At 43.0% G+C, this 15,730-nt stretch carries 16 protein-coding genes; 15 read left to right on the forward strand and 1 reads right to left on the reverse strand.

Features of this window, described 5'->3' with window-relative positions; all coding sequences use genetic code 11:
• Positions 1-187 precede the first annotated feature (187 nt).
• The 15 genes from accB (at position 188) to spo0A (ending at position 15,230) form a co-directional block, all read left to right on the forward strand.
• Positions 188-691 (forward strand): acetyl-CoA carboxylase biotin carboxyl carrier protein, encoded by a 504-nt coding sequence (accB, locus tag E4663_RS04925; protein ID WP_079479761.1) that lies wholly within the window; start codon positions 188-190, stop codon positions 689-691.
• A gap of 18 nt (positions 692-709) precedes the next feature.
• Positions 710-2,068, forward strand: coding sequence for an acetyl-CoA carboxylase biotin carboxylase subunit (accC, locus tag E4663_RS04930; protein WP_079479762.1), 1,359 nt, complete (start codon positions 710-712; stop codon positions 2,066-2,068).
• A gap of 15 nt (positions 2,069-2,083) precedes the next feature.
• Positions 2,084-2,488 (forward strand): Asp23/Gls24 family envelope stress response protein, encoded by a 405-nt coding sequence (locus tag E4663_RS04935; protein WP_079479763.1) that lies wholly within the window; start codon positions 2,084-2,086, stop codon positions 2,486-2,488.
• A gap of 181 nt (positions 2,489-2,669) precedes the next feature.
• Positions 2,670-3,047: a transcription antitermination factor NusB gene (gene nusB, locus E4663_RS04940; protein ID WP_079479764.1), complete on the forward strand. Its 378-nt coding sequence runs from the start codon at positions 2,670-2,672 to the stop codon at positions 3,045-3,047.
• Positions 3,048-3,078: 31 nt separating this feature from the next.
• Positions 3,079-3,933, forward strand: a complete 855-nt coding sequence (gene folD, locus E4663_RS04945) for a bifunctional methylenetetrahydrofolate dehydrogenase/methenyltetrahydrofolate cyclohydrolase FolD (protein WP_079479765.1) — start codon at positions 3,079-3,081, stop codon at positions 3,931-3,933.
• Between the two features lie 12 nt (positions 3,934-3,945).
• Positions 3,946-5,295 (forward strand): exodeoxyribonuclease VII large subunit, encoded by a 1,350-nt coding sequence (xseA, locus tag E4663_RS04950; RefSeq protein WP_135326830.1) that lies wholly within the window; start codon positions 3,946-3,948, stop codon positions 5,293-5,295.
• Positions 5,288-5,524, forward strand: a complete 237-nt coding sequence (locus E4663_RS04955; protein ID WP_079479767.1) for an exodeoxyribonuclease VII small subunit — start codon at positions 5,288-5,290, stop codon at positions 5,522-5,524. The genes xseA and E4663_RS04955 overlap by 8 nt, the downstream gene beginning before the upstream one ends.
• Positions 5,484-6,404, forward strand: a complete 921-nt coding sequence (locus E4663_RS04960) for a polyprenyl synthetase family protein (protein WP_135326831.1) — start codon at positions 5,484-5,486, stop codon at positions 6,402-6,404. The genes E4663_RS04955 and E4663_RS04960 overlap by 41 nt, the downstream gene beginning before the upstream one ends.
• A 701-nt stretch (positions 6,405-7,105) precedes the next feature.
• On the forward strand, positions 7,106-7,699 hold the full coding sequence (locus tag E4663_RS04965) for a hypothetical protein (protein WP_079479769.1): 594 nt from the start codon (positions 7,106-7,108) through the stop codon (positions 7,697-7,699).
• A 26-nt stretch (positions 7,700-7,725) separates the two neighbouring features.
• Positions 7,726-9,618 (forward strand): 1-deoxy-D-xylulose-5-phosphate synthase, encoded by a 1,893-nt coding sequence (gene dxs / locus E4663_RS04970; RefSeq protein ID WP_135326832.1) that lies wholly within the window; start codon positions 7,726-7,728, stop codon positions 9,616-9,618.
• 3 nt (positions 9,619-9,621) lie between these two features.
• Complete coding sequence (locus tag E4663_RS04975) at positions 9,622-10,449, forward strand: TlyA family RNA methyltransferase (RefSeq protein WP_135326833.1); 828 nt, start codon at positions 9,622-9,624, stop codon at positions 10,447-10,449.
• 124 nt (positions 10,450-10,573) lie between these two features.
• Positions 10,574-11,023 (forward strand): transcriptional regulator AhrC/ArgR, encoded by a 450-nt coding sequence (gene ahrC, locus E4663_RS04980; RefSeq protein WP_079479772.1) that lies wholly within the window; start codon positions 10,574-10,576, stop codon positions 11,021-11,023.
• A gap of 17 nt (positions 11,024-11,040) precedes the next feature.
• Positions 11,041-12,762 carry a DNA repair protein RecN gene (recN, locus tag E4663_RS04985; RefSeq protein ID WP_079479773.1) on the forward strand — a complete coding sequence of 574 codons (1,722 nt, stop codon included), beginning with the start codon at positions 11,041-11,043 and terminating at the stop codon, positions 12,760-12,762.
• Positions 12,763-12,975: 213 nt separating this feature from the next.
• The gene (gene spoIVB / locus E4663_RS04990; RefSeq protein WP_168927344.1) at positions 12,976-14,214 is read left to right on the forward strand and encodes a SpoIVB peptidase; all 1,239 of its coding nucleotides are present in this window, start codon (positions 12,976-12,978) and stop codon (positions 14,212-14,214) included.
• A 239-nt stretch (positions 14,215-14,453) separates the two neighbouring features.
• Positions 14,454-15,230, forward strand: a complete 777-nt coding sequence (gene spo0A, locus E4663_RS04995; RefSeq protein ID WP_079479775.1) for a sporulation transcription factor Spo0A — start codon at positions 14,454-14,456, stop codon at positions 15,228-15,230.
• Positions 15,231-15,268: 38 nt separating this feature from the next.
• Here the strand turns inward: spo0A and E4663_RS05000 are convergent, their stop codons facing one another.
• Entirely contained in the window at positions 15,269-15,550 is a 282-nt protein-coding gene (locus E4663_RS05000; RefSeq protein WP_135326834.1) for a hypothetical protein, read from the reverse strand.
• Positions 15,551-15,730 lie beyond the last annotated feature (180 nt).

Genomic DNA, 15,730 nt, shown 5'->3' on the forward strand with positions numbered 1-15,730 from the left:
ATATAGTATAAAAATATTATATCAGGGTCAGGTTTTGTGCGGGAATATCCTGTTATGGACAGATTTTGCAAATTATAGTAGCGCTTACAAGGGGAAAGTTGCAGGCAAGTGGCATCTGTCGTAGAATATTATCAGGAGTTATTAGTACCAGTTATAAAATCCACATTTACATAAAGGAGTGCCAGAGATGCTAAAGGTACAAGAAATCAGAGAAATCATTAAGCTAATTGACGAATCAACCATTGACGAATTTTGTTATGAAACAGAAGGAACGAAAGTCTCTATGAAGAAAGAGAAAGGACAAGTTGTAACAGAGCCAGTTCAAATGGTTCAGCCTCAGCCGGTCCAAGAACAACAGCAGACTCCACAACCAGCTGCTCAACCTGTGAAAGAAGAAACAGCTCCATCACCTGAACCAAAGCAAGAACAGCCGAAAGATACTGCCGACTATGATAAAGAAATTACTTCTCCAATGGTAGGAACTTTCTATATGTCTCCATCACCTGATCAGCCTGCTTATGTGAAAGAAGGCGACCAAGTGAAAGAAGACAGCGTAGTTTGTATTGTAGAAGCAATGAAACTCTTCAACGAAATCGAAGCGGAAGTATCGGGAGAGATTGTAGAGATCCTTGTAGAAGACGGGGAATTAGTAGAGTACGGCCAACCGTTATTCCGCGTAAAGTCTAAATAACGGAAGGTGTTGAATACAATGATTAAGAAAGTATTGATTGCGAACAGAGGAGAAATTGCTGTACGTATCATTCGTGCATGCAAAGAAATGGGAATTGAAACGGTTGCGGTTTATTCAGAACCGGATAAAGAAGCTTTGCATGTTCAACTAGCAGATGAAGCTTATTGTGTAGGACCTAAATTGAGTAAGGATAGTTATTTGAACTATACGAACATTCTAAGCGTTGCAACGTTGACTGAAACGGATGCCATTCACCCAGGATACGGCTTCTTATCAGAGAACGCCGAATTCGCTGAGATGTGTGAAGAGTGCAATATTACGTTCATCGGACCGTCTGCTTATGCTATTCAAAAAATGGGAACAAAAGACGTAGCTCGCGAAACGATGCGAGAAGCAGGTGTGCCAGTAGTACCAGGGTCTACAGGAATTATTGAGGATGAAGCTGAAGGGCTACGCATAGCAGAAGAGATCGGTTATCCGGTCATTATCAAAGCTACTGCAGGCGGAGGAGGAAAAGGGATCCGTGTCGCTCGTGATGAGGACGATTTAAAAAACGGAATCCGTATGACTCAGCAGGAAGCGGAGACTGCATTCGGTAACCCGGGTGTTTATCTTGAGAAATTCATCGAAGACTTCCGTCACGTTGAAATTCAAGTGTTAGCAGATAACCACGGAAACGCTGTTCATTTAGGAGAACGTGACTGTACGATTCAACGTAGACTGCAAAAGCTGATTGAAGAGACACCTTCACCCGCTATAGGGCCAGCCATGCGTGAGAAAATGGGAGATGCAGCCGTGAAAGCTGCACTTGCAGTGAATTATTCTGGCGCAGGAACGGTAGAGTTCATCTACGATAAAAAAGAAGAAACGTTCTACTTTATGGAAATGAATACACGTATTCAAGTAGAGCATCCTGTTACGGAAATGGTGACTGGAACAGATCTCATTAAGGAAATGTTATTGATAGCAAATAATGAGAAACTTTCTTTCACACAGGAAGAAATTGAGTTTGAAGGCTGGGCTATAGAATGCCGTATTAACGCGGAGGATCCGCATAAGAACTTTATGCCTTCAGCAGGAAGAATTGATATGTACCTGCCACCAGGTGGCCTAGGGGTCCGAGTTGACTCCGCAGCATATCCTGGTTATATGATTCCGCCATATTACGATTCTATGGTTGCGAAATTGATCACTTACGGACGTGATCGTGAGGAAGCAATCCGTCGTATGAAACGTGCCCTTGATGAATTCGTCATTGAAGGAGTCCACACAACGATTCCTTTCCATCAGAGAATGATGGAACATGAAGTTTTTGTTGGAGGAGACTTTAATACGAAGTTTCTGGATAAATATACTATAATGAAAGATGAATCCTAATAAGGGGTGGTCACGATGAGTGAAAAGCAATTGTTGAATGTAACAGCTGGTTCGACACTTGGCAATATCGAAATTGCACCCGAAGTCATCGAAGTTATTGCAGGGATTGCTGTTTCTGAAGTAGCAGGAGTCGCTTCGATGCGAGGTAATTTTGCCTCAGGTGTTGTAGAGCGACTTGGGAAGAAAAACCATGGCAAAGGTGTAAAAGTCGAGTTGACAGAAGATGGCATCTTGATCGACGCATTTGTCGTCGTGGATTATGGAATCTCCATTCCTGATACGGCTCAAAAGATTCAAGATAACACTAGGCAAGCATTGAAGAACATGACAGCCCTCGAAATTAACGAAATTAATGTCCATGTAGTAGGCATCCAAATGGAGTCTAAAGAGGGAGAATTGGAAATAGACGACGAAATGTAATTGGGAAGAAGTCAGAGAGGGGGAAGCCCTTTCTGACTTTTTTCTTTCGTCATTAAGTTGCTATTTGTCCCTTTTACAGAGGAAGTTTGTAGTCGGATTCCTGAGACTTCCTTTGTTCAATGGCATTTATTAAGCTAAAATGGTATTATTCTAACGGATATGAGAAAAAGGAGAAATGATCATGAAACGACGCACAGCCAGAGAAAAAGCTTTTCAAGCGCTTTTTCAAATGAATAACAACGAAATGGATACAGATGAGGCAATTCAACATGTCGTTGAAGATCCGGTAGTCGACCACTTTTTGCATGACCTCGTACACGGGGTGATCGAACACCGTATGGAACTGGATGGTTGGATTTCAGACCACTTAGACAATTGGTCCTTCGACCGCCTACCTTATGTGGAGAAGACCGTCCTCCGCATGGCTGCTTATGAGATGAAGCACAATGAAGAAGTCCCAAATCAGGTGGCCATCAACGAAGCGGTTGAACTAGCGAAGATATTCGGTGAGGAAGACTCCGGTAAGTTTGTAAATGGTGTACTATCTAAGATGCTTTAATAGATTACAATTTTTTTGAGGGGGATTTAGAATGTCGGCGGAAGTCATTTATGGAAATGTGTTAGCAGAAGAATTGCGTTCTGAAATGAAACAGGAAGTACAAGAGTTAAGTAAACAAAATGTGTACCCGAAGCTTGTAGTAGTCATTATCGGAGAAGACCCTGCTTCGATGTCCTACGTTAAAGGAAAGCAAAAGGCATCTGCTAAAGTTGGAATGGATTCCGACTTGATTGAATTACCAGAAAGCACGTCACAAGATGAGCTGCTTGCTTTGATTGAGAAGCTTAACGGAGATGATACGGTTCACGGAATTCTAGTTCAGCTTCCGGTACCAGATCATATTGATGACCAAGCTGTGATTGAAGCAATCGATCCTAAGAAAGACGTGGATGGGTTCCACCCTAGTAACGTTGGAAAAATGCTGACTGGACAAGATACATTTTATCCATGCACACCTTATGGCATTCTAGTCATGCTCAAACGGGCTAACATAGAACTTGAAGGCGCACACGTCGTCATTGTAGGTAGAAGTAACTTAGTAGGTAAGCCTGTCGGGCAATTGCTCTTGAACGAAAACGCAACAGTCACTCATTGCCATTCCCGTACAAAAGACCTTCGCTCTCACACGAAAAAAGCAGACATCTTAATTGTTGCTGCAGGAAAAGCGGACCTTCTTTCCGGTGAGGATGTTAAGGAAGGGGCAGTCGTAATCGACGTCGGCGTAAACCGTGTAGATGGTAAGTTGACAGGAGATGTGGAGTTTGATTCTGCCAAGGAAGTCGCTTCCTATATTACACCTGTTCCAAAAGGTGTAGGTCCCATGACCATTACGATGCTACTTCATAATACAATCAAAGCAGCTAAGCAAATTCACAACGTCCAATAAGGAGTTTTTTCTGTGAACGATCAGTATTTAACGGTTACAGCCTTAACGAAGTATATTAAGCGAAAACTTTCAGGTGATCCACACCTGAAAACTGTTTGGCTGCGCGCGGAGATTTCTAATTTCAAGCATCATAGCCGGGGGCATATGTACCTTTCCTTAAAGGATGAGAGTGCTAGAATTCAGGCTGTGATGTTTGCTGGTCAGAATCGCAGTTTGAAGTTTGTTCCCGAGAACGGAATGAATGTGCTTGTCAGAGGCGAAGTCAATGTGTACGAGCCGATGGGACAGTATCAACTATACATCAAGGAGATGCAACCAGATGGTGTTGGGGCCCTTTATATGGCTTTTGAGCAACTTAAAGAAAAGTTGGAAAAGGAAGGGCTTTTCTCAGCAGAAAGTAAAAAGCCTATCCCTACATATCCAAATCACATCGGAGTGATCACTTCTCCTACTGGAGCGGCTGTCAGGGATATTATAACGACCATTAACCGAAGATATCCTATCGTGCCGATTACAGTGTTACCTGTCATGGTCCAAGGTGAGCGAACGGCTGACTCTGTTTCGAAAGCCATACACTATGCAAATGAGAAGATGGATTGTGATGTGCTGATTGTTGGAAGAGGCGGAGGTTCTATCGAAGACCTGTGGGGGTTCAATGAGGAAAGGGTGGCAAGGGCAATTTCCGCCTCTCGCGTCCCTATCATTTCTGCAGTTGGACACGAAACAGACACGACGATTAGTGACTACGTAGCGGATGTAAGAGCTGCGACCCCAACCGGAGCTGCAGAGCTAGCGGTTCCGTCCATTGTTGAATTGCGTGATCAAGCGAAAAATTTAAGACAGCGTTTAAAACGTGCTATGTCTGTTCAATACTCGGAAGAAAAGCAGAAGTTATCTCGGCTGCAGAAGTCTTACGCTTTTAAATATCCCGAACAATTGATGAGACAGAAAGAGCAGGATCTCGATCGTACGATGGAACAAATGACAAAGCAGATCAAGTTGGCCAATCGACAAGCCTATGACCGATGGGGGTATTTGAATAAGCGTCTTAGTCAACAAGCGCCTGCAACCAAAGTTAAAGAACTGCGGGTTAAATTAACGAACGAAACGAAGCAGCTTTCTGCTCAATTTAATCAAATCTTCATGCGGAAACAAGATCGTTTCAACAGCAACATTGACAAACTTTCCCTTCTAAACCCTTTGGAAGTTATGAAGCGAGGCTATTCCATTCCATTTACAAGAGAAGGAGAAGTCCTTCGGAGTGTCAATGACGTAGATACAGGAAATCAATTAGAAGTAAAACTTGCAGATGGATCGTTGGAAGTCGAAGTGCTGGATAAAAAGGAGGAAGATCATGGCTGAACAAAAAGAAGAAATGAGTTTTGAAGAGGCAATGAAGCAGTTGGAGGAACTGGTTGAAAAGCTTGAATCAGGTGACGTTCCTCTTGAGAAAGCCATTCAATACTATCAAGAAGGAATGAAGTTATCCAAAGTCTGTAACGAAAAACTGGGTAACGTCGAGAAGCAGATGCAGCAAATCATGAATGAGCATGGAGAATTTGAGCCCTTCACTATTCAGGAGGACGAGTAAGTTGGATCTTCAACAGTACCTTCTTGAAAAACGTAATCTCATCAATCACCAGCTGCAATCCTTGGTTCGTGATTATTCATTTCCTGGTAGATTGCAAGATGCCATGCACTATTCCATTGAGGCCGGGGGAAAACGTCTCCGACCGATCCTTCTTTTGGCAACGGCGGAGGCGTTTGGTGCAAATGAACAGAAAGCTTTGGCTGTGGCAAGTGGGTTAGAAATGATTCACACGTATTCGCTCATTCATGATGACTTGCCTTCAATGGATGATGACGATATGAGACGTGGTATGCCGACGAGCCATAAGAAATTCGATGAGGCAACTGCAATTCTTGCAGGCGATGCGCTGCTCACTTTGAGTTCTCAAGTGATTGCTGAAGATACAGAGTTGACAGCAGAGCAACGGATTCATTTGATCAGGGAATTATCCAAAGCAAGTGGTGCGCGTGGAATGGTCGAAGGACAGATGCTCGATATGCAAAGCGAGAACAGGGAAATTACTCTGGAAGAATTAGAATATGTCCATAGGAATAAAACTGGGCGTCTCTTAAACTTTGCAGTGATGGCTGGGGCCTATATCGGCGATGCCTCCCTTGAGGATATGGTTGAAATGGAGAAAATGGGCGAAGCATTAGGTCTGATTTTCCAAATTCAAGACGATATTCTAGACATCACGGGCGATGCAGATAAAATCGGAAAACCTGTAGGAAGCGATGAGGGGAATCACAAGAGCACATACCCTAAACTCCTTGGTTTAGATGGTGCTAAAGAACAAAAAGAGTATTATGTTCGTGTGGCCGAACAATCACTCGAAAAAGCTGGAGTCAACGAGTCAGTATTGTCAGAACTGATCGACTATTTAAGCCGTCGAGACCACTGATGGTTTTGATTGAGCACAGACACTGATTGTGGTATATTAAGAATAGAAAAGGAATGGTGCAGTATTCTAGTCGGCCCTCCGTCCCTGAAGGCGGGCCTAAAAATCCGCCAAAGGGCACATCGATGAAGTTCCTTGTGTTGGCTTGAGGCGCCCAGCCTTGGGTCGATGCTGGGAGTTAAGGTCGCAGGGCGATCCACAAAGGCATGTGGGCGTTGACCCTGCTTCCGCGGAGGCCCATCTTTGTAAGGATGTCTAAGCTAGATTTCCTTATGAAATGGGGTATGAACCTGCAGCATAAGGAGTAATATCTTTATGCGCAGCGTAGCCTGCCTTGAGTGGTTCTGAGGGGATTATAGTATGGCGAGCATCAAACACTTCGGATGGCCACCAAGCGTTAGATGTGTGAACTATATGAAATCAGAACTGCAAAAGAGGCTAAGGAACGGTTAAAGGCTGTCGGGGAAATCCCCTAGGCTGTTCACATTCAGGACATGATTCAGGAATTATAGTGCGGACTAAGTGGCAATCTAGTCCAGTATTCGGAAACGGTACTGAATCGAGTTTAAAGGGGAACCGCCAGAGTGGTGACACTCGGTATTCGATTGGGAAAACCTACTAGACCTAAGCCGCAATTTTTACCTGGGTTGTGACCATTCCTTTCGCTACATACGAAGGTTTAAGACTGAATATAGAGGTATAGAATGGATAACAAATTAAGAAAATCAATCAAATTCAGTATAAGTATTGCCGTTATCACTTTTGTGTTAGCGGCTATTTTTTCAGTTATATCAAACTCTGTTTTAAGTGGAGTCATCTGGTTTATAGGTCTGGTTCTTGTGTTTGTCATCGTATTTACCGGCGTGTTTTTTGATATGCTAGGTATAGCAGCTACGGCGGCAGAAGAAACACCGTTTCACGCCATGGCTTCCGAAAAAGTGGCAGGTGCCAAAGAAGCGATTGTCATTGTAAGAAACGCAGATCGATTCGCTAGTTTTTGTAACGACGTTATAGGGGATATATCTGGTATAGTGAGTGGTACAGCATCGGGTATGGTGGTCCTTCAACTCGCGAATGGGATGGGATACACCGAAGGGTCCACTGTTCAAATTACTATCTCGGTCATCTTGACAAGTATCGTAGCAGCACTCACTGTAGGAGGAAAAGCCTTAGGCAAATTCTTTGCTATTCATTCATCCACAAAAATCATCTTCTTCGCTGCCCGGTTGATTTCGTGGATGGAATCAAAGCTTAAGATCAGGGTATTACCCAAAACAACTTCCTCCAATAAAAAATAAAAAGATCACGATAAGGGGGTCCTTTGATGGATCTGAACAAAATTCAAGACCCTTCATTTCTGAAGGAGATGACAATCAACCAACTAGAGGAGCTGTCCGAAGAAATTCGTCAGTTTCTCATTACAAACCTGGCTGATACGGGCGGTCACTTGGGAGCAAATCTCGGCGTAGTGGAATTAACACTCGCCCTGCACAAAGTTTACAAAAGTCCGGAAGACCGTTTCTTGTGGGACGTCGGACACCAATCCTATATCCATAAAATTCTTACTGGAAGAGCAAGCCAGTTCAGTACGCTTAGACAGTACGAAGGCTTATGCGGTTTCCCGAAACGAAATGAAAGTGAGCATGATGTCTGGGAAACAGGACATAGCTCCACTTCTTTGTCTGGTGCGATGGGAATGGCGATCGCAAGAGATTTGAAGAATGAGGACCATTCGATTGTCCCTGTTATAGGGGATGGTGCTCTTACTGGAGGCATGGCTCTAGAGGCTTTGAACCACATCGGACATGAGAAAAAAAATGTAACCGTTATCCTTAATGATAATGAAATGTCTATTGCGAAGAACGTAGGGGCTTTGCACGGAGCACTGGGCCGAATGCGCAGTGCAGGTAAATACAACCGTGCAAAAGAAGACCTGGAGTGGTTACTGAAGAAAGTACCGGCTGTTGGAGGGAAGTTGGCTAAAGCAGCGGAACGCTTGAAAGATAGCATGAAGTACTTCGTTGTCCCTGGTATGTTCTTCGAAGAATTAGGCTTTACTTACTACGGACCAGTTGATGGTCATGACTTTAATGATTTATTGGAAAGCTTGAATTACGCTAAGAAAACGGACGGTCCGGTGATTGTTCATGTCGTCACCCAAAAAGGGAAAGGATACCACCCTGCTGAATCGGATGTAAAAGACAAATGGCATGGAGTTGGGCCATACAAGATCGAGTCTGGAGAGAAAATCAAACCAGTCGATGCTCCGCCTGCTTGGAGTCAGGTTGTCAGCGATGCACTTGCTAAGGAAGCAAGGACGGATAATCGGATCGTTGCCATTACACCTGCTATGATTCTCGGGTCCAAGTTGGATAAGTTCGGCGAGGAATTCCCGGATCGGTTATATGATGTAGGTATAGCAGAGCAGCACGCAACAACCGTTTCTGCTGGACTAGCTACACAAGGTATGAAACCGTTCCTTGCGATTTATTCTACTTTCTTACAACGTGGCTACGATCAGGTCATTCATGATGTTGCCCGTCAAAACCTGAATGTCATTTTCGGTATAGATCGAGCTGGACTTGTCGGTGCTGATGGAGAAACGCACCAAGGTGTTTTTGACATCGCCTTTATGAGATCTATTCCAAACGTTGTCATTACGATGCCTAAGGATGAGAATGAGGCACAACACCTTGTCCATACAGCCGTTGAATATAACGATGGACCGATTGCCATCCGATATCCTCGGGGCAATGCAAAAGGCGTAGCAACAGATGAAGATGCGAAGACGATTCCGATCGGTAGTTGGGAAGTCTTGAAAGAAGGATCGGACGCGGTCATTCTAACCTTTGGTACGACGATTGATATGGCGCTAGAAGCAAGTCGTGAGTTGGAGAAGGAAGGTCGTTCGGTTCGTGTCGTCAATGCCCGCTTCATTAAGCCTCTCGATGAGGCAATGCTTCATGACATTATGAAGGAAGAACTTCCAATCCTGACGGTAGAAGAGGGTGTCCTTCAAGGTGGCTTCGGCTCGAGTGTCCTCGAGTTCAAAGAAGATAACAATTATACGTCTCAGTGGGTGAAGCGTATGGGAGTTCCTGATCGTTTCATCGAACACGGAAGTGTGAAGAAACTATGGGAAGAGATCGGTTTGACATCTGATCAAATCGCTTCCAATTTAAAAGAAATGATTCCAAGTAAACAGCAAAGGGCTTGACATATGGTTAGAAAAGTAAGGTTAGATGTTTTATTAGTAGAAAAAGGATATATCGAAACCAGAGAAAAAGCGAAGCGTACGATCATGGCTGGATTGGTATTCTCTGAACAAAACAGACTAGACAAGCCGGGTTTGAAGGTGAGTGAAGATTTACCGATTACGGTAAAAGGAAGCGCTATTCCTTATGTCAGCCGCGGCGGATTGAAGCTTGAGAAAGCTTTGAAAACTTTTGATATCGATTTGAATGACAAGATCATGGTCGATATCGGTTCCTCGACAGGAGGATTCACAGATTGTGCCTTGAAAAACGGTGCTAAGCTGAGTTATGCAATCGATGTAGGATACAACCAGCTCGATTGGAAACTGAGAAACCATCCCCAAGTAGTTGTTATGGAACGTACAAACTTCCGTTATGTGACGAAGGAAGACTTAACGGAAGGAGATCCGTCCTTCGCATCCATTGACGTCTCGTTCATATCGTTGCGGTTGATTTTACCTGTTTTGAAGCAGCTGTTAGTTGCTGGCGGTGACGTCGCTGCATTAATCAAACCACAATTCGAGGCAGGTCGTGAACAAGTCGGCAGAAAAGGGATTATCAAGGATCCTTCTATTCATCAAGAGGTTTGTGAAGCGATTATAGCTTTTGCAGTTGAACAGGGTTACTCTGTTGAAGACCTTACATTTTCTCCGATTACGGGTGGGGACGGGAACATTGAATTCCTTGTCCATTTACGTTCAAATGGCGAAAAAGAAGGATTCGTAGCTGAATGTGTCGATGTGAAATCTGTAGTCAAGGAAGCGCATCAGGCTCATAAGCGGAAGACAGAGTAAGATGTTTGATCATCCAAGGGCTTTTTACAGCCCTTTTCTTATGTTGTGACGAAATATAAGAAAAACATTCTACAACCAAAAATCACGGGGGAATGGTTTATGGTAATGGAAATGGAGGAAAGTCATGAATAAAGGACAACGACATATAAAAATTCGAGAACTCATTACCAATGATGACATTGAAACGCAAGACGAATTAGTCGATCGATTGAAAGGCATGGGTTACAACGTTACGCAAGCGACTGTATCACGAGATATCAAAGAGCTCCACCTTGTAAAAGTACCTATGATGGATGGACGCTACAAATACAGTCTACCGGCAGACCAAAGGTTCAATCCGTTCGAAAAATTAAAACGTCTGATGATGGATGCTTTCGTCAGTATCGATCGTGCTGGTCACTTCATTATTTTAAAAACATTACCAGGTAATGCGAATGCGGTCGGCGCATTAGTCGATAATCTCGAGTGGGAAGAAATTATGGGGACCATCTGTGGTGACGATACCTGTTTGATCATTTGCAGAAGCGAAGAGCAAACAGAGACCATTAGTGAACAATTGCTAAATATGCTATAACTGAGGTGGATCGTTTCATGCTTACTGAATTATCTATTCGTGATTTTGCTATCATTGAACATGTTTCAGTGAACTTTAAAGAGGGCTTGACGGTACTGACGGGAGAGACGGGTGCTGGTAAGTCGATAATAATTGATGCGATTCAATTGCTCTCAGGAGGAAGAGGATCTGTAGAGTTCGTTCGTCATGGGACGAAGAAAGCAGAGATCGAAGGTTTATTTACTATCGAACCGGACCACCCTATTTATAATAAGGGTAGGGAATTTGGTGTGGAAATCGATGAGGATGGAATGGTAGTGCTTCATCGGACTATTACACATCAAGGGAAGAGTATCTGCCGGGTGAATGGGAAACTTGTTACGCTTGGCATTTTGAAGGAATTCGGTCAGACCTTGATTGATATTCACAGCCAACACGAGACGCAGTCTTTAATGGATCCGGAGCGACATATTGAATTATTAGATTTATTTTCTACTCCTGAATTGCAGCAGTCTCAACAAGAGTACCAAGCTTCTTATGAAAAATACCGAGCTCTTACAAAACGCTATAAAGAGCTTAGTGAAAATGAACAAGAAATGGCTCAACGCTTGGATCTTCTCGAATTTCAGTTGAATGAGCTCCAAGAAGCCGAGCTGGTTCCGAATGAAGATGACGACCTTAGCGACGAGCGAAAGAAGCTCATGAACTATGAGAAGATATATCAAGGGGTTCATGACGCTTATAATGCTTTATATGGTGAGCAAAGAGGTTTGGATTGGGTCGGTCATGCGATGAGCTCCATGGAGTCCATTGCTGATTTTGATGATCAAATGGGCAAAGTGGCAGAGGAGCTATCCAACTCCTACTATATACTCGAAGAGCTTACTTTCCAGCTCAGTAGTCAAATGGCAGATCTTGAATTTGATCCGGAACGACTAAATCAAATTGAATCTCGTCTTAATGAGCTCAACAGACTTAAGAAAAAATATGGGGCATCTGTTGAAGAAATCATGGAATATGCATCCAAGATCGAAGAGGAAATAGATGAGATTAAAAACAAAGATTCTCATCTGTCAAAACTTGAGAACCAGATCCATGAAATTGGTCAGGATGCCGTGCTGGAAGCCAAGGATATTCATGATTTACGAATCCAGTCGTCTGAAGAATTGTCCCAATCCATTCATGAGGAACTGAAGGACCTTTATTTAGAGAAAGCTGCATTCGCTGTTGATATCCAGATGAAGGACGGCAGGGAAGGCGACCCAGAGATTGATGGGAAACCAGTTCAACTATTACCAAATGGATTTGATCTTGTGAAGTTTCTTATAACAACAAACCCTGGCGAACCTCTTAAAGAAATACATAAAGTGGCATCAGGCGGGGAAATGTCCCGAATTATGCTTGCGCTGAAACGAATCTTCTCTCGTCATCAAGGTGTGACAAGTGTAATTTTTGACGAAGTGGATACTGGTGTCAGCGGTCGTGTTGCACAAGCGATAGCGGAGAAGATCTACGGAATTTCCGTAGGCTCTCAAGTGTTATGTATTTCTCACTTACCACAAGTAGCAGCGATGGCTGACACGCATGTACGCATCGAGAAACAAGTCGACAATGATCGGACCTATACGAAGGTAAGAGAATTACCTGATGAAGAAAAGGCAGATGAATTATCAAGAATGATTACAGGTGCAGAAATTACCAATACAACACTTGAGCATGCTCGGGAATTACTTGTCATGGCCAAACAGCATAAACAATAGAATCCAAATATTTGGTTAAGATAAACGTAGGAAATGTTCCTGCGTTTATTTTTTTGTGTAAATCGTTTTTTATACTTGGTCAATGTTTCTTTTGGTGGGAATGCGTACTATAATTACGCAGATTATGCTCGTTTAAAAAAGGGCTGAAGAGACCACATTAGTAGTAAGCCACCTCAGTTGGCATTGGATGAATGAGGAGTGAGAGAACCTGTGATCCATCAAAGAACATTTAAATATATATGTGGTTCTATTCTCCTGCTGTTCATGCTTGCTTTACCTTTATTAAGCCCTGTTCAGAAGTACCTGTCCATTCCGGATGAAGTCAAAGTGATGGCTTCTGAGGAAGTTCAGCCAGTCTGGAACGATTCCTCGAATGAAACACTGACAGCTTTTTCATCAGCTAGTGATCATCAAGTGTTTTATGAAGTTGCGGGAGTACCTTTAAAGAAAACGCAGATTCAGGAGATGAAGGATATTCGTCTCGTTCCGGGCGGTCAGTCGGTCGGTGTTGAACTGCATACGAAAGGTGTTCTCGTAGTCGGGCATCATCTTGTAGCAGGTAAAGGAGACAAGAAAGGCTCCCCTGGTGAAGATGCCAATGTACAAGTTGGAGATATCTTATTAAAAGGGAATGGCCAAGAGTTGAATAGTATGGAGGATTTGTCTTCTTTAGTGAAGGAGTCCGGAAAATCGGGAGAAACCATCGAATTAACGTTACAACGAAATAATGAAGAAATGACAACGTCCCTACAACCGTCTTTCAGCGAGAAAGACCAGGAATACCAAGTAGGTCTTTACGTCCGTGATTCAGCAGCTGGAATTGGTACTATGACGTTTTACCATCCGGATAGTAAAAAATACGGGGCTTTGGGCCATGTCATTTCTGATATGGATACGAAAAAGCCGATTCAAATCCATGAAGGAACAATCGTCGAATCCCATGTCACATCTATCGAAAGAGGCAGCCAAGGAGTACCTGGTGAGAAAAGGGCCCGCTTTTCGATGAATGACGACAGGCTTGGTACCATTACGAAAAACACGCCTTTTGGCATTTTTGGCGAATTAGATGACACCATCAACAATGATCGCTATCCTGAGGGACTTCCTGTTGGGTATTCTGATCAAGTAGAAGAAGGTCCTGCTAAAATTTTGACCGTTCTGAATGGTGACAAACTGCAAGCGTTCGATATCGAAATCGTAAGCAACATGCCGAAGAAAACACCAGTGACAAAAGGAATGATCGTAAAAGTCACCGATAAGGAATTATTAGAGAAAACAGGTGGGATTGTTCAAGGTATGAGTGGAAGTCCAATCATACAGAATGGAAAAATTGTAGGTGCAGTAACTCATGTGTTCGTAAACGATCCAACAAGCGGATATGGAGTACACATTGAGTGGATGCTACAAGAAGCCGGGATTGAAATTTACGAGAAGTCAGCAAAAGCCAGTTAAAGAGCTCTTAGATGAGCTCTTTTTTACATACATGACAACGTAAAATTGATTCGACAAATTTCGACAATACTAAGAGGTGTTTTGTCGAAAACATGCGAATTCTAAAGTATTTTTAAGCATTTTGAAGATAATCTCAAATAATGAAATTTTTTTGTTATAATAAAAAAGGGTTAAGTTACCTGTTGTCGAATACCTTATGCAAGGGATGAGAGAACCATACTCGTAAGGAGGAAAAATAAATGGAGAAGATTCAAGTTTGTTTGGCAGATGATAATCGTGAGCTCGTAAAGCTACTTGAGGAATATTTCGAGGACACGCAGGATATTAACGTGGTGGGTGCTTCTTACAACGGTAAAGACTGTTTGCAAATGGTAGAGGAGAAGAAGCCGGACGTCCTTATTTTAGATATAATCATGCCTCATTTGGATGGACTGGCTGTATTGTCCAAATTGAAGGAGTTCGAAAACCAACCTGATGTCATTATGCTGACTGCTTTTGGTCAAGAAGAGGTTACGAAGAAAGCGGTTGAACTGGGAGCTTCTTATTTCATGATGAAACCGTTTGATTTAGACCACCTAGGAGAACAGATCCGCCAATTGAAGCATGCTGGAGACCCGATCAACCGAGCTTTAGGCAGCACATACACGTCTGCTAAGAAGAAGCCTGACTTGGATACAAGCATCACTCATATCATCCATGAAGTGGGAGTACCTGCTCACATTAAGGGATACCAGTATTTGCGTGAAGCTATAACGATGGTGTATCGCGATTTGGAACTCCTTGGCTCTATTACGAAAGTTCTCTACCCAGACATTGCAACGAAGTACAATACGACAGCATCTAGAGTAGAGCGTGCTATCCGTCATGCGATTGAAGTCGCTTGGAACAGAGGTAATATCGATGCGATTTCGTCCTTATTCGGTTATACAATCTCCAATACAAAAGCGAAGCCGACCAATTCCGAATTCATCGCAATGGTTGCTGACCGCTTGCGTTTGGAGCATAAAGCTAGCTAATTATAGGAAAAGGCCTTGGCAAGTTGCCAGGGCCTTTTTTATTTATATTCCATCCATGTATGTATATGGTGTGCCAGTTCTGGATCATCATAAAAGCCTTTATCAATGGCTTTCAAATAAGGATGAAGTAACTTCTGCAGAGGAGGTTCGAGTAAGAAGATCCCTAGACGGTTGAACAGACGATAGCAGAACGGCAATTCGGGATATTGAATGATCACGAAGCGGTGACCACTATGTTGGTATGTACAAACTAAATTGAAGTCGCATTCTGAGGGGTAGTACGAGTAGCCTCCAAAGCCGTTTCTGCGGCGTATCAACAAGGGGAGTCCTCCTTCCGTTAGATGTAAACCTGTAATCATTATACATGAATAGAAAAGGAATTTGTCATCTAATGTCAATTTTGTGAGAAATTCATCAACTTTTTTTAAATAAGACTTCATTTCCATCTGTTTATTGTGATACAATTCTTAATTATTAAATACTTTAGGTCGTTAATGGGG

This window comes from Halobacillus salinus (assembly GCF_004684905.1).
Classification (GTDB): Bacteria; Bacillota; Bacilli; order Bacillales; family Halobacillaceae; genus Halobacillus; species Halobacillus salinus.